Genomic DNA, 19079 nt, shown 5'->3' on the forward strand with positions numbered 1-19079 from the left:
GCGGCATCCCCGACCGAACCCCCGAGGCCTCATAGGCTTGACCGAGTGTCTGGGCCTCGCTTGAGCGACACGAAGGTGTCCGGCGATGGTTGACAGGTCGCAGCGGGGCGCAGCACGAAGCGTCGCTCAGGCCCGGTTTCCGATGACCACGGACATCCGGGGCAGCAAAGGAAGCGTCTTTTACCGGGCGCACTCGTATCACACGAAGGTGCCGGTCGAGAGCATCGTTCAGCTCATCGAGCACTACACCGACGTGGGAGATGTCGTGGTTGATCCGTTCTGCGGATCGGGCCAGACGGGTGTGGCTGCGATGCTCACGGGTCGGCATGCCGTTGTCTCGGACTTGTCTCCGGCTGCGGTGCACATTGCACGCGGATACACCGCTCGTGTAGATCCTGTCCGCTTCGCGAAAGCCGCTTCGCGATTGCTCAACAGGCTCGCACCGGTGGAGCGGGAGCTGTACGGGGTGTCTGATGGACGGATCGAGTACACCGTCTGGTCGGACGTGTTCCGCTGCGCGACGTGCGCGCGAGACATCTTGTTCTGGGAAGCGGCAGTCGATCACCGGGCTGGCCAGGTGACGCGCTCGCTCTCCTGCCCAGCGGGTCACGGGCCCTTCAACAAGAGCGACCTCGATTGGGTTGGCTCTAGGCCTGTGCAACAGAACACCAGCGTCGACGGTCAGCGAGCCCGCGTTGTGGAGCCGGCGCGCACGTCGAGAGACATAACCACGCTCGACCGATCCAGCATCCCCTTCTGGTTCCCGGTGGAACCGTGGGAGCGCTGGCGCGAAATGTGGCGAGCCCAGCACGATGCACAAGGGATCGACACCTCCGCGGACTTTTTCACGAATCGAAACCTCTACGCGTTGGCCGCACTGTGGGACGCGATCGAACAAGTCGACGACGAGACGACTCGGGTCGGCCTGCGGTTTGTCTTTACCGCCAGCGTCAATCGCGCGTCACGGCGCTACCAGTGGCACCCGTCGCGCCCGACAAACGTGCTGTCTTCCACGATGTACTTGGCATCGCTGAACTACGAGTTCAACGTGTTCAGCCTCTTTCGCCGCAAGCTTTCGACGATCACGCAGATGTACGAGCAGCTTTGGCAGGCCTGCGGTTCTTGCGAGGTGCATCAGGGCTCCGCCGAGAGTCTCGACTGGTTGGCCGACGGCGCTGCGGACTACGTGTTCACCGATCCTCCGTTCGGTTCCAACATCTTCTACGGCGACTCGTCGTTTCTGTGGGAGGCGTGGCTCGGCGATCGGACCGACGTCGCCGCTGAGACGGTGATCAACAAGCGGCTGACCGACGAGTTAGGTCGTACGACTCTGGATGGCTACGAGAAGGCGGTGAGTCGTGCCATGGAGGAGATCGGCCGTGTGCTGCGCCCAGGTGCGTGGGCATCGCTGCAGTTCCACAACTCCGATGACGCCGTGTGGTCCGCGATCCAGAACGCAGTCGATTCTGCAGGGCTGAGCGTTCAGGCGGCCGTCGTCATGGACAAGGGTCAAGCGTCGTTCAAGGGGCTCCGCCATCACCAAAAAGGCGAGAAGGTTGCAAATTTCGACCTCGTGCTGCACCTTGCGTCGGGGTCGCAGCTTGGGATGCGTCCCCCGCGTCGTGAGATCGGACGAACGGACATTCAGCGAGTGCTCGAGGCGTATGTGGCGCATCAGCCGCCGTCGCGCTGCACTACTCCGTGGCTGCACTCCCAGGCGATGCGTCATCTGATTGCAAGTAGCGCGTCTCCAGCGGGATGGAGCTTCGCCGCAGTGGAAGCGCTGTGTGACGAGACGTTCGAGAGGAGGGGCAACTCGTGGCGTCCGCGGACAAAGACCGCTTAGGCAGGCAATCACGGGCCGCTCGCCTCCCGCTGCCGGACTACGTCGCCGGATCCAAGGGCGGTCCTTGGTACACGGCGCATACCTACCCCACCAAGATTCCGCCGGAGATCATTTCTCCATTCATCGAGGCGTCGACGCTGCCTGATGGCGTAGTGGCTGATCCATTCTGCGGGTCCGGCATGACGGGTGTAGCGGCAGCGCTCGCTGGTCGCCGAGCGCTGCTTTCCGACCTCTCGCCGGGTGCCGTGCACCTCGCCCGCAATCACACGCGCCGTGTGGCCCCGGCATTGCTCCATGAGGCCGTTGTGCGGCTCGACGTCGCCTGGATGCTCGATTGTGAGCGCGAGCTGTACTGGTCATCGGCAGAGACCGATGGGAGTGTCATTCACGGGCTGATGCGACACTTGGTGTGGTCCGAGGCATACGAGTGCCCGTCGTGCATGTCGACGGTCGTCCTTTGGGATGTCGCCGAGCCTGACCGGCCACTTCGGCGTCAAGTTGGGTGCGACGTCTGTGGAGAGTCTTTTGACCGAACCCGCCGTAGGCCGTCCGCTTCAGTTCCTCGATGGCTGACGCTTGCTCCTGAATCGGGAGGAACGCTGGTTCAGGGCGATCCGACTACCGATGCACTTCGGCGGATCGACACGATTGGACGCCGCCGGCTCAAGCGCTGGGTGCCGAAGGTGCGGATCGACCCGTCCCGCGAGATGTACATCAGGTCTGCGCTCCACCTTCGCGACGTGCGCACGGTCGCGGACATGTTCGCTCATCGCCCGAAGGTCGCACTGTCTCGGCTGTGGCACGAGATCGGTCTCGTCACCGACACAGCAGTGAGACAAGCACTGCAGTTCGCATTCACTAACACGGCCTGGCACGCCAGTCGCATGCGGCGCTACAACGCCAAGGGCGGCCAGCGCCCGCTGACGGGCACGTTGTTCATCCCGCAGATCGTCTCGGAGCCCAACGTCTTCGAAGTTTTTCGTCACCAAGTTCGCCAGGTGTGTCGCCTCTACGAAGCGCTCCCTGACAGTGGGGTCGATGTGGCTCAGTCGTCTGCCACCGATCTGCGTTGGATTGCAGACTGCTCGGTTGACTACGTGTTCACGGATCCGCCGTTCGGTAACAACATTCACTACGCCGATTGCAACATCGTCTGGGAATCGTGGCTGGGGAATCCGACCGATCACAACCAAGAAATCGTCGTGAACAAATCACGCACCGCGGCCGACGGGGGCAAGACACTCGCCGACTACCAGAAACTGCTCACCGATTCGTTCCGCGAAGCGAAGAGGATCGTCACCGACGGCGGCCGTATCTCGGTGGTCTTTCACAACTCTGACGACGCGGTGTGGACTGCCCTTCTCGACGCCGTTGAGGACGCTGGCCTGTACCAAGCCGAAGTGTCCATACTCGACAAAGGCCAACGCAGCCAGAAGGGCTACAAGGCCCGACGCGGCGAACTTGTGCCGTTCTACGACCTGGTCATGACCTTCGACACCGCAAAGCGAAGCGCACCAAGGCTGAACGGTGCTGGTGAAGTGGCGCTTGACGCCGTTACCGCCCATCTTGAGAGCCTTGGCGGCAAGCCCTCTGGGGCGCGCCACCTCGACTACCTGTATTCCGTCGCCGTAGGCGCAGTGATCGGTGGAGGGGCACGGCCAACCGGGCTCTCGCTGCGCGCCTTCGAGCAGTTGTGCAACGAACGGTTCGAACGCGTCGGGGACTCGTTCCACCTGTAGGCGTTGAGAAGAGAGGTGAAGTGGTGGCCGACGTGCTCTCCAAATCGGAGCTTCACGAGCGTTTCGTCACAGCAATCGGGAGAGGCGCTGTGGTCTCTGCCACAACCGATGCTGCTGACGAACTTGTGGTTGAGCTTCGCCCGCCCTTGCCTCGCCGTGTCCGCGTTTACATCTACAACGCGACCGACGCGCAAGGCCCCGATCGCACGGAGTACCGAATTCAGCTCATTCTCGCCGGCCACGCCAAGGGCCAACGAGCGAACTTCGACCGATCCGAAGTCGAACTCGTGCTGCTCTGCGGTTACGTCCCAGAACAGGATGTCTTCGTCTTCTGGGACGCTTCCCTGCATGTGGACTTCGCTTACTCAAAGAACCTGCAGGTGCGGCCTGAGAACGTTGCCGGGGCCGCTGCGGCTGACGTCACAGTGCGCCAAGAGCGGAGCTTGCGCTCCGACATCGAAACCGTCATTTGCGCACCGAGCCGACTTGTCGCGGAAGCGATAGCCGAACGGTTCGCGAGCCCAGTCCTCGTCCCTCAGGCGGTCGGTGCCGCGGCGCCGAAGGGCCAGCCCTACATGCGCCCGCCGCGCAGCGGTGGCGGAGAAACGACGCTTCGGGTGTTCAGTGTCGACCCAGACAGCATCGATCGAGGAACGAATGCGCACAAGGATGTTCAAGACCAACTCGCAGATGCTGTCTCGGCTCGGGGATGGGAGCCTCGCTCTCCCAGCGGTTCCGACCCTCTCTTCGACATCGGCTGGACAGTGGCCGACACGGCGTGGATCGCGGAGGTCAAGAGCCTCACCGAGTCCAACGAGGACCGACAGCTTCGCTTGGGCCTCGGGCAGGTGCTCAGCTACGCGTATCTCGTCGATTGGGGTGCAGCGGCGAATCGGCCCGTGTTGGCAGTCGAGCGCAAGCCGTCGTCTGAGTACTGGCCCGATCTCTGTGCCTCGCACGGCGTCGAGCTGTCCTGGCCCGAGGCCTTCGAAGAGATGCTCGACGCCTGCACTTGATCCGTCGTCTGCAGTTCTGCGTTCAGAATGACGGGTCCTCTCCAGGCGTCAATTGGATGACTGCGCGCATACAGCAACGGCTGCAGCTATCCGGATGGCTTGCGAGGCGGAGCAAGAGGCCGAGCCGAGAGGCGAAGCCGCAGCGGGGCGAGATGGCAGGCGAGTCAATGGCCCCGTCGATGGGCAAACTGTGTTGCTGCCTGTAGCCAATCTGGCGCGCGGCAGTGACATTTGCGAGTATCTGCCGCTACATCTGCTTGAACGGGCCACAGGGGGTCGATGTGAATCTCGGAATGCTGCTCTTCATGCCGGCGACGATTGCCGGTGAACAGGTCATCCTGATCGACACCTCGACAGAGGCCGGCGGAGGTACCGCACGCGAGGTCACCTACCAGGAGCTGCTCGACAACGTGTCACGCACCGCCGGAATGCTGACGATGCTCGGCGTCGGTGTCGGCGACCGTGTCGGCATCTTCGCCACCAACAGCGTGGAGTGCGTCGAGGCCATCTTCGGCGGCGCGTTCGTCGGCGCCACGGTCGTGCCGATGAACTTCCGCGCCGGCGCGGAGGAAACTGCCCACCTGCTCAGCGACAGCGGCATCAGCGTGCTGTTCACCGAGTCTCGCTACAGCGACCTGATCTCCGACAACAAGCCTGACGACCTCGAACACATCCTGGTGCTCGACGACCCGTCCTCCTATGCCGCTGCCCGCGACGAGGCGTTCGAGCTGCCCGTGCCTGAGGATGTCGACCCTGACGGGCTGTGCTCGCTGTTGTACACGAGCGGCACCACGGCCATGCCCAAGGGCGTCAAGCTGACCAACGGCGCCATCACGGGCTACGTCATGAACACCAATGACGCTGCCACCGGCGAGGACATGGGCCGCATGGCGGTCGCAGCGCCGCTGTACCACATCGCCGGGCTGACCTCGATGCTGAATGCGCTCTACAGCGGGCGAGTGGTCGTGCTGCTGCCGCAGTTCGAGGCGTCGTCGTGGATCGACTGCGTGCAGGCGCACGCGGTGACGCACGCCTTCTTGGTGCCCACCATGCTCGCTCGGGTGCTCGAAGCACCCAACTTCAACCATGAAGCGTTCAGCGGGCTCGAAGCAGTCACCTACGGCGCGGCGCCGATGCCGCCCTCGGTCATCCGCCGGGCCATCGACATGTTCCCGCCGAACGTGGCGTTCGCCGGCGCCTACGGACAGACCGAGACGACATCGACCGTCGCAGTCCTCGATCCCGACGACCATCGCATCGAAGGAACCGACGAGGAGAAGGAGCGCAAGCTGCACCGGCTGTCATCGGTCGGACAGGTGCTGGAGGACGTGCAGGTCCGCGTCGTCGATGCCGACAGCGGCGAAGTCGTGGCACCCGGTGTGATCGGCGAGGTGCAGCTGCAGACCTTCCGCGCCATGGACGGCTATTGGGGCAACGAGGAGAAAACCCGCGTCACCATCGACGACGAAGGCTGGGTGCACACCGGCGACCTCGGCTACCTCGACGATGACGACTACCTGTTCCTGGCCGGCCGCACCGGCGACATGATCATCCGGGGCGGCGAGAACGTGCTTCCCGACGAGGTCGAGGGTGTGCTGTACGACCACCCCTCGGTGCTCGAAGCCGCAGTGGTGGGTCTGCCCAGCGAGGAGTGGGGAGAACGCGTGGCCGCAGCGGCCGTCGTGCGCCCCGGCAGCGGCACATCGGGCGACGATCTGGTTGCCCATGCGCGCGAGCGCCTTGCACCGTTCAAGCGTCCCGAGTTCGTGCACTTGATGGACGAGCTGCCGCGGACATCCACCGGCAAGCTGCTGCGCCGCGACCTCATCCCCATGCTCGACGAGCTGGGTAGCTGAGGCCGGTCTCAGGTCCGGGGGTTGCCGCCGACGAGTCCTGCGCCGGCTGCTCCAGCAGCCGCTTCGGCCGGGATCCCGATGCCCAAGTAGCCCTCGATGCGGGCGAGCCGTTCGCGAATCTCGTCGACAGAGGCTCGCAAGCCGCTGATCTCGGATCGCATTTCGGTTCGCAGTGCGCCGATCTCGGATCGCATTTCGGTTCGCAGTGCGCCGATCTCCGATTGCATTTCGGTTCGCAGTGCGCCGATCTCGGATCGCATCTCGGCCCGCAGTCGCTCAGTCGATCGCTGCTGGTGCCACACGATCGCGAGCACCGCCACCGCCACCGAGACGACTTGGGTGAGGATCACTGCGTCCACGCCTTGAACATAGCACCGCACCGTAAGGTCAGTCGCAACAAATATCAAGTCATTTACTGAAATATACTGAAAAGAGTTGAATATCGGATTGTCGCGGGCTGCGCTGTGTGGAGGTGGCGGGCTGCGTTGCGGTATCTACGTTGAAATGGCATCGGGGTACTGTGACGATCACCTGCATCTCCTGGCGTGCGCGGCGGCGCGCGGGTCGGTTGACGTGCGGGACGCCGTCACGGTGGACGAGCTGCTTGCCACCATCCTGCGGGCGGTCGACGCGGTCGTTGCCGCTCGGCATCGGTCGTCGTGGCTGCGGGTGTGGGGCTATGACGACGCGCTGCTTGCCGAGCGGCGTCATCCGACCGTTGCGGAACTGGACACGGTCACTGAGCGCGTTCCGACCGTGCTGCACCACGTCACCGGACATGTGACCGTGGTGAACACGGCCGCGGGCCGAGCGTTGGGCCTGGCGTCAGGCGATGTGCTCGTCGAGCGCCACGACCTGCTGGCTGCGGTGCCCCGACCCGATCGCGGCGAAATCGTGGCGGGTGTCACCGAGGTGCTGCACGGCCTGGCAGATGCAGGCATCTCCGCCTGCACGGACGCAACCCACACGAACGACCTCACTGCTCTTGAGCTGCTGGCCGAAGCATCCGCCGGGGAGCCCGCCGTGGATGTCACCGCAATGGTGGGCGCCGACCAGCTCGATTCGCTCGAAGGCCTTGTCTTCGGCGATGCGGTCCCGCCCTCGGGAACCGCAGCCGATGAGGTGAGGGTGCGCATCGGACACGCCAAGATCATGCCGCCGCACGACGACGACAGCGCGATTGCCGACTTGGTGGCCACGGCGCGCGCTCATCGATTTCCGGTCGCGGTTCACGTCATGGACATCGACACGCTGCAAGCGACTCTGGATGCTCTGGAAGCACATCCGCCTCTGCCGGCCGAGATGGCGTCGAGCGCACCCGTCCGCATTGAGCCCGATCGCATTGAACCCGATCGCATTGAACACTGCGCGCTGGCACTGCCGGAGCAGCTCGATCGGATCGCCCGGCTCGGCATCACGGTGGTAACCCAGCCCAGCTTCGTCACCCGCCGCGCACAGAAGTACCGAGAACAGCTCTCGCCGACCGAGCAGGCATGGCTCTGGCCGCTGGCGAGCCTGCTGCGCCGCGGCATCCGCGTCACGCTGTCGTCGGACGCTCCGACGGTTCCCCCCGATCCTGCCGAGTGGATAGAAGCGGCCGCCTGTCGGGACCTCGCTCCCGCTGAGCGCATCGACCCCGAGCGCGCTCGCGAGCTCTGTCTCGCTGACCGCTGAGTACCCTGCCGCATCGCCACTGCGCCGGCAGGGCGCAGCCAACACTTCTGTGCCGGCATGGCACAGCCAACACTTCGTGAGCAGGGGAGCAGCGATGGCCGGGCCGATGGAGGGCATCCGCGTCGTCGAGTTGGGCGTGTGGATCGCTGGACCAGCCTGCGGCGGGATCTTGGCTGATTGGGGTGCCGATGTCGTCAAGGTGGAAACGCCAGACGGCGACCCCTTCCGGTCGCTGGACTGGCTGTACCAGGGCGACGGCAACCCGCCGTTCGACCTCGACAACCGCGGCAAGCGCAGCATCGCCTTGGACTTGCGGCAGCCGGAGGGGCTCGCCGCCCTGCATGGGATGCTGGCCGATGCCGATGTCTTCCTGTCGAACATCCGACCCGGCGGACTCGAGCGCATGGGCCTCGACTACCCGTCGCTCGCCGAGCGCTACCCGCGCCTGATCTACGCGAGCGTCACCGGTCTGTCGCTTCGAGGCGACGAGCGAGACCGTCATACCTACGACGTCGGCGCATTCTGGTCTCGGGCGGGGATCGTCCGGTCGCTGACCCCCGGGGATGCCGACCTGCCCTACCAGCGCGGCGGTATGGGAGACCACATGACCGGCCTGGCGGCAGCCGGAGGGGTTGCGGCAGCGCTGTTCCATCGCACCAGCACCGGCCGAGGCCAGCTTGTGGAGTCGTCGCTGATGCGCTTGGGGACCTACATGCTGGGCTGGGACCACAATGTCACCGCCATGACGGGAGCTGAGACCGAAGCCTGGGGGCGTGGCAGTCCGCCCAACCCGCTCATCAACTGCTACCGATGCGCCGACGGCGAGTGGCTCTGGATGCTGGGTCTCGAAGGCGACCGGCATTGGCCCAGCGTCGTCAGCGCGCTGGATCGGCCCGAGTGGCATGACGATCCCCGCTACGGCGACATCGAGCTGCGCCTGGAGAACGCGAGGGCCCTCACCGCAGACATGGACGCAGTCATGGCCACCAGGACGCGCGCCGAGTGGGGCGAGATCTTCGACGCGAGCAATGTCTGGTGGTCTCCGGTGCAGTCCACCTTGGAGTTCCGGTCAGACCCGCAGGCGATCGCTGCGGGCTGCTGGGTGGAGGTGCCGACGCCTGACGGCGGCGCGATCGAGATGGTCGCGACACCGGTGGATTTCTCCGAGAGCGCGTGGGCCCCGAGCGGACCACCGCCAGAACTCGGTCAGCACACCGAGCTGATCCTGCTGGAGCACGGCTACGACTGGGACGACATCGAGCAGCTGAAGCAGGCAGGCGTGATCCCCTGACGAGACTCCCGCTGATTGCGTTGTCTTGCGGCATGCGGGTCAGGGCGCGGGAATCAGTGTGGCGGTTCCGATTCTCCCTGACGCGACAAGCGGGCAGCTGATGTCGGGATGGGCTGTCTTTCCGTAGAACCCGTCGAACGCGACACGGCTGCCTTCGGCCATTGGACCGACTTGGTTCACCCACAGCGCACGTGCGATCGGGTCGTACCGGGTGCGGTTGTAGCCGAGTTTGAGGAGATAAACTGGCTGTGAGGTTTCATCCAGTGTACGATCCATGTCTTCGCCGAAGTAAAAGATGAGACTGGCGGAAACTGACTTCGCGCTGCGCGTAGGTTCACTCTGGACCATAGCTTCACCTTGTTTGAGGGCAAGCGAGTGAACATATGCGCACGCACCCTCAAATGCGAGTATCCCGGTGCCCTTGACGTTCGGCAGATCGTTCATACCGCCGGACCCGTCTCCTTGGAAGGTTCCGTCGGGTTCGACATAGTGCATTCTGGCGAGATTGCGCGAGAGGGTCGGCTCGGCAGCCGATGCAGAAGTGAGTTCGGACTGAGACCTGCCTATGGCGACGCACGCTGAGATTGTCACCAGCATCGCGGCAGACAGAACAACGGCGACGCTAAATTGCCACAGCCTTGATTCAGGCGGCTGACGACATCTTGAGGGCGCAGTCAGCCGCATCTGTTCAGACACAGGCCAGGCCATCTTCAGCACCTACCAACATGCCGGCAACTCCTTTCCCATCCCCTCTGCATTTCACCTCTGCCAAACCAGGAACAAGTGTGCCACTCAGCCTCCCGCCGTTGGCCAGCGGACAAGTCTCGAATTGGTCGGCAAAGAACTCTTTCGGAAGGTCCGACTCAAGATCACCGAAAGCTGTTACAGTGTCGCGGTTGGCGATCGGACCGTACTGTCCCGCCCATAGCGATTGTGTCTGCGGATCGTACCGGGTCGTGTTGTATGGTAGCGCGAGCAAATAGGTCTGAATGGCTCCAGAACTGTCTCTGTAGAATCCGCCATCCCCCCATGTTTCAAGTTGCTGAATGTACAGACAAGGCCCGTCTATTTCGATCTTGCCATGCACGATATCGTCGGGAATGTCATGTTGACCGGGCCTCCTGTCCGGCGGAAGTAGAGCTATATTGTCGAGGTGCAATGAAGAGTACATACCCACGAAATCTGCGAACGGAATCGTCGTGTGTGTCGGTGGTGACTCTTCCGACGACTCGTCAGTCGCGCACGCAGCGGCAACGACGAACGCAGCGACTGTCAGCGTCAGAACGAAAGCGTTCTTCAAGCGTCGCAGCACTGTTGCAGCACCTCGTATCTGAAAGCAGTACGGCCGCTCAGCCGATAAATCGCACTGTCTGGCGATGCAAGAAATCGACCCCCAAGAACTCTTCCACCTCGCCGACCGAAGAGAAGTATGCGTAGACGCCAAGCCGATCGCATTCCGTGCCGCCGTTGCTGCCCTTGTGTATGCCGAATGCAATCGATCGGTTGTACCAAGGGCCTCCGCTGTCGCCGCTGCACGACTGTAGCGAAGCACCGTGTACACGCACGAAAACTGCGTTGCAGGTTAGCGCCACGCCACTTGAGCTTGTGCATGGCGGCTTAGCGGCGGGGTCGCTGCTTTGAGCCGGCTTGTAGTGAATGCTGGTAACGGTTCCACAGGAAAGGCCACTTTCCTTGCCCGTGTGACACACGTAGTTGCCCGCCATCCTGTAACGCGGCTTCTCCGAAGCCACATTGCAAGTTCCTCTCGGGGCGGGAACGTTGCATTCGAAGGTGGAACGCAGTTCGTGACCGGAGCCTTCTGGAACCTTATGGAACTGTGCGTCGGCTGAGATGTTCTTGTACCCAGAGACCCATGGCAGATTCACACCGTTGAGTGACTGTGAGTCGCGGCAGTGGCCAGCGGTGACGATGCCGTAGGCACCACTCCGACGGTGGCGTGCCGCGAATCCTGAAGTACAACTGCTCATCGCCCGTCCGCCGTCGAGTATCGCGTCGTCGGTGATGCCTCGTCCATCGACGATCTCGTATGGCACTGCGATGCTGCCTTTGAGCATCTCGGTCAGCAGTGCTTGCATGGCGCGGAGTTGCATATCTGATGCGTTGGCGTCACCGGTGCCGCCGATTGGGCCTATGTCGCCGGTTCCGCCGAGGACACCTGGCTCTGCGGTGTTGGCGAGGGATGGGTCGATGCCGATATGGAGCGCGTTGTCGCCCATGTCGAGCAGGGTGAACGTCACCACGGCTGCAACGTCGATGCCGCTGCCGCGTCAACTGAGCCTGGGTCGTCTGGGCCGACGGATGGTTCGTCGTGCAAGGCAGTCGATTGTCCGCCCACTGACGGGACGTCAGTGTCAGCAGCGCTGACGGCGGTCGGCGCGAGCGCCGTTGCCGAGACCGCCAAGACCGCTAGTACGGCGGCGAGGCGCAGCGGGCCTGCACGGCATCGCCGGTTTCGTGATGTGAGCATGAGAGTTCCTTTCGGTTCTTGGGCGCGTTGATGACCGGACTCGACTGGGCATGTCCGGTCGTGCGCCTCGCCCGTGACGGGCACGAGATGCGACTCGCTTCGGTGCTGGCCTTCGGAAGAGAGAACCAACGGAGCGCATCGCCGCCTCCGAAAATGACCGTACACCCACTGCCGGGCTCCTCGGAACCCTGCTGCCGAATACGACGCCGGTGCGGCCTTGCGTCGAAACTGCTGCTGGACGTGAGATAGCTTCGATCCGCTGCATCGCCCCGCCTCCAGAGCTCCTCACCTCGGGCTCGACAAACCAGGCGACGGGGATGAGGCGGCGGGAGGGAGAGCGGATGATCGAGCCCGTCAGCGCTCGTGTGTTGACGCCCGAGTGGGCGCCGTCGGTGATTCCCGCGCCGTATGACTCGCTGACGCCCGACGAGCACGCTCAGCACCTCGCCGACAATCCCGACTCATTCGCTCACGTGGCCGGACTGCCGGCGGAGAGCTTCGGCCACCCGAGCGAGCACCTGCGCCATGCCGCCCGCAGCACCGAGGCGCTCGAGCGGCTGATCGGCCTGGGCGCGTTCGGCGCCACCCGGTCGCCGGGCCTGTATGTGCAGCGCGTCGAAGCCGACGGTCACGCTCAGCACGCGTTGCTCGGCGGCGTGCGCCTGTCCTCCATCGAGCTGCGTCCGCACGAGGACACCCAACCCGGCCGGGTCCACGGCTTGGCTGTGCATTTCACCGAAGTAGGCCGCATGTCCAGTCCCGTCGTGGTCACCGCGCCGCGGCTGTCGATGGTCTCCGAGGTCATCGATGCCACGCTTGCCGCTGCGGAGGCGTCGACCCCGAGCAGGCCCTTGCTCGACACCAAGACCACTGACGGCGCTCGGGTCACGCTGTGGCCGGCCGTCGTCGGGGGCGGCGATGGCGCCAGCGTCGGCCTCGACGGGCCGCTGTACATCGTGGACGGGCATCATCGCGTCGCAGCCGCCAGGCAAGCTGGGTTCTCGCATGTGCTCGTGGCGTGCGTGCCCACCGACGAGCTGTACCTCGGCAGCTTCGACCGGGAGCTGAGCGAACTCGACATGATGCCCCGACGCGTCGTGGAGCTGTTGAGAGGGCGTTGCGACGTCACCGAGGTGCCCGACGCTGCTGCGGCTCGACCGGCTGAACCCGGCTGGATCGGCATGGGCGTCGCCGGTCATTGGTTCCGGGTGCGACGTCATGACACGGCGCCGTCCGGGGATGCCCCGCCGATCCTCAACCCGGCGACGCTCCTCGATGCCGCGTTCGTACACGACTTCGTGCTCGGCGAGATCTTCGGGGTCACAAGCGCCTCCGACCCAAGAATCAATTTTCGCCCCACGACCGTCGGCGCGGCCCCGGCGCCCGTCACGATCATGCTGGCGCCGGTACCGCTCGGCTCAGTGTTCGAGGTAGCCGACTTCGGCGGCGTGATGCCGCCCAAGACCACCTACTTCCTGCCGAAGGCTCGCTCCGGATTGCTGCTGGTCCGTTGCTGACCTGCTGTTGATTGGTGCCCCAGCAATGCTGATTGCCCAGCCACGCGTGCGCTGCACCGGCCCCACCTTGGCGGTGGCTTGAGCCGTTGGGTATGCATAGGTTTGTGTGTCTGTGCGGCACAAATGCACAAACACACAAACTTGGCTAATGTTTGGCTCGTGAGCAGTCCATTCACGCCTGACTTCGGCACGTCCCCGACGCATCTCGTCGGCAGGACGGCACTGAGGGATGAGTGGAAGACGGCTCTGCGAACCCCAACGGACAGGCTGCGCACGGCACTGTTGCTGAGCCCGCGGGGGACCGGCAAGACCGTCATGCTCAACGAGATCGAAGACCTCGCCGCTGCGCAGGGAATGCTTGTCGTAGCGGTCGACACAAGCACGGCCGGTGTCGCCGAACGCATCGCAGAGCAGATTGAGATAGCCCGAGAGATCGGCGGCAGCGCAGCAGACATCCTGCGGCAGCCGCAGACGGAGCTGGCCAAATCAGCGCGGCTCAGCCTCGGATTCGCCTCGCTTGGATGGGCTGCTGCGATCCCAGTCAAGCCGCAATGGAGCCTGCGCAGAATCCTCACTCATCTCGCAACAGCGTCGTCATCGAACAACAGCGCCATGCTGCTCAGCGTGGATGAACTGCACGCAGCAGACAGCGACGAGGCACGAAGGCTCGCCGCAGATCTCCAGCATGTCGCCAAACGCGAATACCTGCCGCTTTGCTTCGCCGGCGCAGCGCTGCCGTTCTTCCGCGGGGTGATGCGCTCCGACCGCAGGCTCTCGTTCTTCAATAGATGTGCCAAACCGACGTTGCCGCGCATCAGCAAAGAAGACGCAGCCGCCTTCTACAGACTCATGATCGCCGCAGCGGATGGGACCGTCACCGACGAGTCCGTTGACGCCATGGCGACGGCGTGCGGCGGCAACGCCTACAAGATGCAGCACATCGGGCACATCGCATGGCTCGTCGCGGAAGCCCCCCAACGCGAGATCGGCGTGGAGGCAGCCCACGAAGCCATCGACGCAGCGAATCGGATCATGTATGAGGACGTGTTCAGACCTCTCTGGGAAGACCTGACGCCAGCAGAGCGGCGCTGTCTGGAGCGGCTTGCCGACAGCACAGAACCGTTGCACGTCGCTGAACTTGCGACCATCGAAGCCGACCCGGACGGCCTGTCGGCCATGCTGACAAGCCTTGTCGACGCCGGGTGCGTCGAGTACGACCATGCGTCAGGCGCTGTCAGTTTCGGGCATCTCGGAGATCGGGAAGCGATAGCCGAGGCAGCCTCGGTCAGCCGCCATCTGCAGGCCGCCGATGTCACGGCACGACCTCTGGGCGCCCACCCAGATTGCGGTCGGCAGATGCGGCGCGTGCCCGGCCGTTGCGTGTTGCCGCTCGGGCACGCAGGACGTTGCCGCTCCAAGCGCTAGCGGTGCGTCGTCGAATTGGGCGTGTGGATTGCTGGACCAGCGTGTGGCGGGATCTCGGCTGATTGGGGCGCCGATGTCGTCAAGGCGGAATCGCCCGCTCGATGGTGGATGAGGTCGGCGATCTGGGCGTGCGCTTGCGTGAGCGCAGCGGCACGGCCATCGTGGTCACCAACGAGGTCGGCTCGGGGATCGTTCCGGCCAATCCGCTCGGGAGGGCGTACAGGGATGTGCTCGGATCGGTGAATCAGGCCATCTTCGCGTCGGCGAACCGCGCCTATCTGGTCGTGGCGGGCCGCCTGCTGCAACTGCAGGACCCCAGCGATGGCCTCTGACACTCGTTCGTCGGCACCGCAGGCTGAGGGTGCTCGGTCGCCTGCACCGCAGATCAGTCGCTCCGGCGGCCTGCTGGAACGGATGCTCGAGGATTTGCCGGGTCCCGATGAGGCTGCTCGACAGGCCGTGGATGAACGCGCGTCGCAGGTTCTGCGCCCTGCCGGTGCGTTTGGGCGTCTGGATCAGGTTGCCGAGTGGCTTGCCGGCTGGCAGCGTACGCCTGCGCCCGCCGTCGAGCGGCCTGCTGTGCTCGTCTTCGCGGCTGACCATGGAGTCGCCGCCGAAGGCGTGAGCGCATACCCCGCCAGCGTGACTGCCGCGATGGTGTCAGCGATCGAAGGCGAAGTCGCCACGGTGACCGCTGTTGCCCGCCAAGTGGGGGCGGTCGTGCGATGTCACGTCGTTGGCGTGGGAGTCCCGACCGGCAATATCCGCACGCACGATGCGATGAGCGCCGACGAGTTCGACGCAGCGGTCGAGGCGGGCGCGCACGCGGTTGAGAGCGCTGTCGAGAGTGACGGAGCCGACCTGTTGGTGCTCGGCGAGTTGGGGATCGGCAACACCACTGCGGCCGCGGCCATATGCGGAGCACTCTTCGGCGAAGGCGCATCTGGCGTCGATGCGCATGGACCTGACCGCTGCGCCACATCTGCGCTGGCCCGAAGTTCACACGATTCGCTAATGAGCGCGGCGCAGGCCGCGGCATCACTGTGGACGGGTCCTGGTACCGGTGTTCACGGCGGAGCGCTTGAGCGCAAGACGGCGGTGGTGGCAGATGCGCTGGAGCGCGTCGGCCGAGTATCGCCAGCGGAGGCGTTGCGGCGACTCGGAGGTCGGGAACTGGCAGCTCTGGCGGGCGCAGCGTTGGCGGCGCGCCATCGCTCGATCCCGGTCATCCTCGACGGTTTCATCGGAACGGCTGCCGTAGCGCCGTTGGCATTGGCGGCGCCGGGCAGTCTCGACCACTGCATCGCCGGGCATTGCTCCGCCGAGCCCGGCCATCGCGAACTCCTGAGCCGGCTCGGGCTCGAGCCGCTCGTGCATCTGGACCTGCGGCTGGGAGAAGGGACCGGCGCACTCATCGCGGTGCCCCTCGTGCGGATCGCAGCGGCGGCCGTAACCGATGTGGCCACCTTCGCCGAGTGGGACTTGGCGTGAGCTTGCGAAACGTAGGGGTCACGGCGTGAGCTTGCGAAACGTAGGGGTCACGGCGTGAGCTTGCGAAACGTAGGGGTCACGGCGTGAGCTTGCGAAACGTAGGGGTCACGGCGTGAGCTTGCGATATGCGTGGGCCTTCCTGACCCGGCTTCCCGGGGGCGCGCACCCGACTACCGAGCGCGACTTGGGGCGCAGCGTCGGGTGGTTCCCGCTGGTCGGAGCAATCGTGGGCGCTGCCAGCGGAGGCGTGTTCTGGGCGGTCTGGCAGCCGCTCGGGACTCCGCTCGCGGCGATCCTGGCTGTCGCCACCGGGTCAGTCATCACCGGTGCGTTTCACGAGGACGGCTTGGCCGACACCGCAGACGCGCTCGGCGGCACCACACCCACCGAGCGCCGCGAGATCATGAAGGACTCCCGCCTGGGAACCTTCGGGACGCTCGCGCTGGTGCTGGGGACCCTCGTGCAGGTCTTCGCCGTAATGCCGCTGGCATCACGAGACGCCGTGATCGCCATGGCGCTCGCCCATGGCGTCGGCCGAGCGTTCGCTGTTGCGGCAATGGTCTCGGTGCCGGCTGTCGCCGGCTCGGGTCTCGGCCGCTCCTACACCGCCCATCTTCGGGGCGTGCCATGCGCACTGTCGCTGTTTGTCAGCTACGTCGTTGCGTTTGTGCTCGGACCCGTGGGCGTGTTCGCCGTCGGTGCGGCGACCGGCGGTGCCGCGGTGGTCAGTCTGATCGCCTACCGCCGATTCGGCGGGCTGACCGGCGACGCCTTGGGCGCGATCGCCCAAATCAGCCAGATGGCTGCGCTGGTGACGGTGTCGCGACTCCTCGATGACTTCGGCTGGTTCTGGACCTGAGAGGCTGAGCCGATAGGTGAAGCCGTGGCCCGAGCGGCCCGTGAGCGACAGCGAACAAGAGCGGGAAGCGACTGGTGCGACAACGGAAGGGTTCACCGATTGGCGCTTCCTCTAAAGTCCTGGCCGAACACCTCGCCCTCAAGTTCGAATGAGCCGACAGCGGATGCGCAAGCCGACCGAGTCATCAGCACCGGACAAGACGAATCGCGACGGCTTCGCGGCGATGGCGATTCTCGCATTGACCATCGTGTTCATCGTCTCGATCATCGTGTTCGCGATTGCCTAGCGGCCGAGCCCCGGGCCCGAGCGGCCCGCAAGTTCAATCGCACGAACGCGGGGCGAGAGCGGGAAGCACAGGGCGAAGCCATGGCCCGAACGGCCCGAATGGCGCACCCTTGACCTACCGGCAGTCAGCCGGCGGCTGTGCTTGAATGACCCACTTGGCAGGCGGCGGCCGCATTGGCACGCCATCGGGTCTGCCGCGTCCCTAGGGAGGGGAACGACATGACGACCAGTGAAGGTGATGCGCTGCGCCGTTCGAGGCGCCGAGCGTGGCGGACGGCGGCGGCTCTGCTCGCCGTTTTCGCGCTGACTGCTGCTGCATGCGGTGGGAGCGACGATGACGACACAGCGAGTGCGACCGAACCCGCCCCCGAAACCACCGAGGCGGCCGCTCCCGAGACCACGCAAGCACCTGCGCCTGCGGATACGGCCCCGAGCGGCGAGCCCATCAAGGTCATGACGGTCACCACTCTCAACGCAGCGGGCCCGACGTACCACAACATTGCGAACACCGCCGAGGCGTACGCCAGCTACATCAACGCCCGAGGCGGCATCGGCGGCCGGCCGCTTGAGGTCACCGTCTGCGACGAGATGTTCGACCCCGCAGTGGCCGCGGCATGCGCCCGCGAAGCCGTCGAGGAGAACATGGTGGCCGTCGTCGGCTCGTTCACGTTCTTCGCGGAGAGCATCGTGCCGGTGATCGCCGAGTCCGACATCACCTGGTTCGGCCCGTGCTGCCCGATCACGCCGTCTGAGTTGACCAGCCCGCACTCGTTCCCCATCGGCAACCAGCCGATGTATGCGGTGGGCATCATCAAGCGAGCTGTCGAGGACGGATGCCGTGCGATCAACGCCGTGATCATCGACGGCGCCCAGATCTTCCTGCCGCCGATGGAGAACGCGATTGCAGCCCTCGGCCAGAGCTTCGGCGACATCATCATCCTGCCGCCGACTGCGCAGGACTACTCCTCAGAGGTCGCCCAGGCGACGACCGACGCCGACTGCGTAATCGGCATCGTCTCGGAGACGCCGTACATCACGTGGAACACCGCGTGGACCCAGTCGGGCACCGACGCTCGCCAGTACGGCCCGCAGGGCAACCTCAACGAGATCTCCGCAGCCGGCAACGAGGAGTCGACCGACGGCGACATCATCGGCGGCATGTACCCCGACATCTCCACCGCGCCGTGGGACGAGTACCGGCTGGCCCTCGACGAAGGCGGCTGGGACACGACCGAGCACGACTACAACAGCCTGGGCGGCATGGGTACGTGGGCGGCGTTCGCAGCCTTCGCTCAGATCGCCGAGACCATCGACGGCGAGATCACCGCGACCTCGTTCTTCGAGGCCGCATCGACCACGGACAACCTCGATCTGGGCGGCATGGTGCCGGTCTTGGACTTCACCCAGGAATGGACCGATGGCCTCGAGGGCTACCAGCGCCTGTTCAACCGCAGCGTCGTGTTCAGCGTTCTCGAGGACGGCAAGGTTGTGCCGCTGACCACCGAATTCGAAGACGTCGGCGATCTCGCCACCGGCAACGCCGGCTGACCGACTTCTGAGTTCAGACGCCCGTGCTGGGGTGGTTCGGGTGA

The 19079-nt window shown here is 64.9% G+C and carries 17 protein-coding genes and 1 pseudogene; 14 read left to right on the forward strand and 4 right to left on the reverse strand.

Annotation, left to right across the window (positions count from 1 at the left end):
• The first annotated feature begins 85 nt into the window (after positions 1-85).
• The 4 genes from ACOGJB_RS16830 to ACOGJB_RS16845 all read left to right on the forward strand — a co-directional run bounded on the left by ACOGJB_RS16830 (position 86) and on the right by ACOGJB_RS16845 (position 6457).
• Positions 86-1846, forward strand: coding sequence for a DNA methyltransferase (locus ACOGJB_RS16830; RefSeq protein WP_419838237.1), 1761 nt, complete (start codon positions 86-88; stop codon positions 1844-1846).
• Entirely contained in the window at positions 1819-3585 is a 1767-nt protein-coding gene (locus ACOGJB_RS16835; RefSeq protein WP_419838238.1) for a DNA methyltransferase, read from the forward strand. Before ACOGJB_RS16830 ends, ACOGJB_RS16835 begins: the two co-directional genes overlap by 28 nt.
• A gap of 23 nt (positions 3586-3608) precedes the next feature.
• Positions 3609-4601, forward strand: a complete 993-nt coding sequence (locus ACOGJB_RS16840) for a hypothetical protein (RefSeq protein ID WP_419838239.1) — start codon at positions 3609-3611, stop codon at positions 4599-4601.
• Between the two features lie 281 nt (positions 4602-4882).
• Positions 4883-6457 (forward strand): class I adenylate-forming enzyme family protein, encoded by a 1575-nt coding sequence (locus tag ACOGJB_RS16845; protein WP_419838240.1) that lies wholly within the window; start codon positions 4883-4885, stop codon positions 6455-6457.
• Between the two features lie 8 nt (positions 6458-6465).
• Here ACOGJB_RS16845 and ACOGJB_RS16850 read toward each other — a convergent pair whose 3' ends face one another.
• Positions 6466-6816 carry a hypothetical protein gene (locus ACOGJB_RS16850; protein WP_419838241.1) on the reverse strand — a complete coding sequence of 117 codons (351 nt, stop codon included), beginning with the start codon at positions 6814-6816 and terminating at the stop codon, positions 6466-6468.
• Between the two features lie 145 nt (positions 6817-6961).
• On the opposite strand from ACOGJB_RS16850, the gene ACOGJB_RS16855 reads away from it, so the two are divergent.
• A complete protein-coding gene (locus tag ACOGJB_RS16855) occupies positions 6962-8131 on the forward strand; it encodes an amidohydrolase family protein (RefSeq protein WP_419838242.1) in 1170 nt (389 codons plus the stop codon).
• Between the two features lie 94 nt (positions 8132-8225).
• Positions 8226-9422: a CaiB/BaiF CoA transferase family protein gene (locus tag ACOGJB_RS16860; protein WP_419840762.1), complete on the forward strand. Its 1197-nt coding sequence runs from the start codon at positions 8226-8228 to the stop codon at positions 9420-9422.
• Between the two features lie 39 nt (positions 9423-9461).
• On the opposite strand, the gene ACOGJB_RS16865 is transcribed toward ACOGJB_RS16860, so the two are convergent.
• The 3 genes from ACOGJB_RS16865 to ACOGJB_RS16875 are packed head-to-tail and all read right to left on the reverse strand — an operon-like array spanning position 9462 to position 11659.
• The gene (locus tag ACOGJB_RS16865) at positions 9462-10118 is read right to left on the reverse strand and encodes a hypothetical protein (RefSeq protein WP_419838243.1); all 657 of its coding nucleotides are present in this window, start codon (positions 10116-10118) and stop codon (positions 9462-9464) included.
• A complete protein-coding gene (locus ACOGJB_RS16870) occupies positions 10111-10734 on the reverse strand; it encodes a hypothetical protein (protein WP_419838244.1) in 624 nt (207 codons plus the stop codon). Before ACOGJB_RS16870 ends, ACOGJB_RS16865 begins: the two co-directional genes overlap by 8 nt.
• 37 nt (positions 10735-10771) lie before the next feature.
• Entirely contained in the window at positions 10772-11659 is an 888-nt protein-coding gene (locus tag ACOGJB_RS16875; RefSeq protein WP_419838245.1) for a trypsin-like serine protease, read from the reverse strand.
• A 592-nt stretch (positions 11660-12251) separates the two neighbouring features.
• Between ACOGJB_RS16875 and ACOGJB_RS16880 the strand changes: the two genes are divergently transcribed.
• The 8 genes and pseudogenes from ACOGJB_RS16880 (at position 12252) to ACOGJB_RS16915 (ending at position 19035) form a co-directional block, all read left to right on the forward strand.
• Complete coding sequence (locus ACOGJB_RS16880) at positions 12252-13427, forward strand: DUF1015 family protein (RefSeq protein ID WP_419838246.1); 1176 nt, start codon at positions 12252-12254, stop codon at positions 13425-13427.
• A 159-nt stretch (positions 13428-13586) separates the two neighbouring features.
• Positions 13587-14852, forward strand: a complete 1266-nt coding sequence (locus ACOGJB_RS16885; RefSeq protein WP_419838247.1) for an ATP-binding protein — start codon at positions 13587-13589, stop codon at positions 14850-14852.
• Positions 14853-14867: 15 nt separating this feature from the next.
• Positions 14868-14948 (forward strand): annotated as a pseudogene (locus ACOGJB_RS16890) (hypothetical protein); the annotation flags it as partial.
• A 5-nt stretch (positions 14949-14953) separates the two neighbouring features.
• Entirely contained in the window at positions 14954-15184 is a 231-nt protein-coding gene (locus tag ACOGJB_RS16895) for a bifunctional adenosylcobinamide kinase/adenosylcobinamide-phosphate guanylyltransferase (RefSeq protein ID WP_419838248.1), read from the forward strand.
• Positions 15174-16343 (forward strand): nicotinate-nucleotide--dimethylbenzimidazole phosphoribosyltransferase, encoded by a 1170-nt coding sequence (locus ACOGJB_RS16900; RefSeq protein WP_419838249.1) that lies wholly within the window; start codon positions 15174-15176, stop codon positions 16341-16343. The genes ACOGJB_RS16895 and ACOGJB_RS16900 overlap by 11 nt, the downstream gene beginning before the upstream one ends.
• A 112-nt stretch (positions 16344-16455) precedes the next feature.
• A complete protein-coding gene (gene cobS / locus ACOGJB_RS16905) occupies positions 16456-17202 on the forward strand; it encodes an adenosylcobinamide-GDP ribazoletransferase (RefSeq protein WP_419838250.1) in 747 nt (248 codons plus the stop codon).
• A 148-nt stretch (positions 17203-17350) separates the two neighbouring features.
• Positions 17351-17488: a hypothetical protein gene (locus ACOGJB_RS16910; RefSeq protein WP_419838251.1), complete on the forward strand. Its 138-nt coding sequence runs from the start codon at positions 17351-17353 to the stop codon at positions 17486-17488.
• A 218-nt stretch (positions 17489-17706) separates the two neighbouring features.
• Positions 17707-19035, forward strand: a complete 1329-nt coding sequence (locus ACOGJB_RS16915) for an ABC transporter substrate-binding protein (protein ID WP_419838252.1) — start codon at positions 17707-17709, stop codon at positions 19033-19035.
• Positions 19036-19079: the final 44 nt, after the last annotated feature.

Origin of the sequence: Candidatus Poriferisodalis sp. (assembly GCF_965208895.1) — a bacterium.
Classification (GTDB): Bacteria; Actinomycetota; Acidimicrobiia; order Acidimicrobiales; family Poriferisodalaceae; genus Poriferisodalis.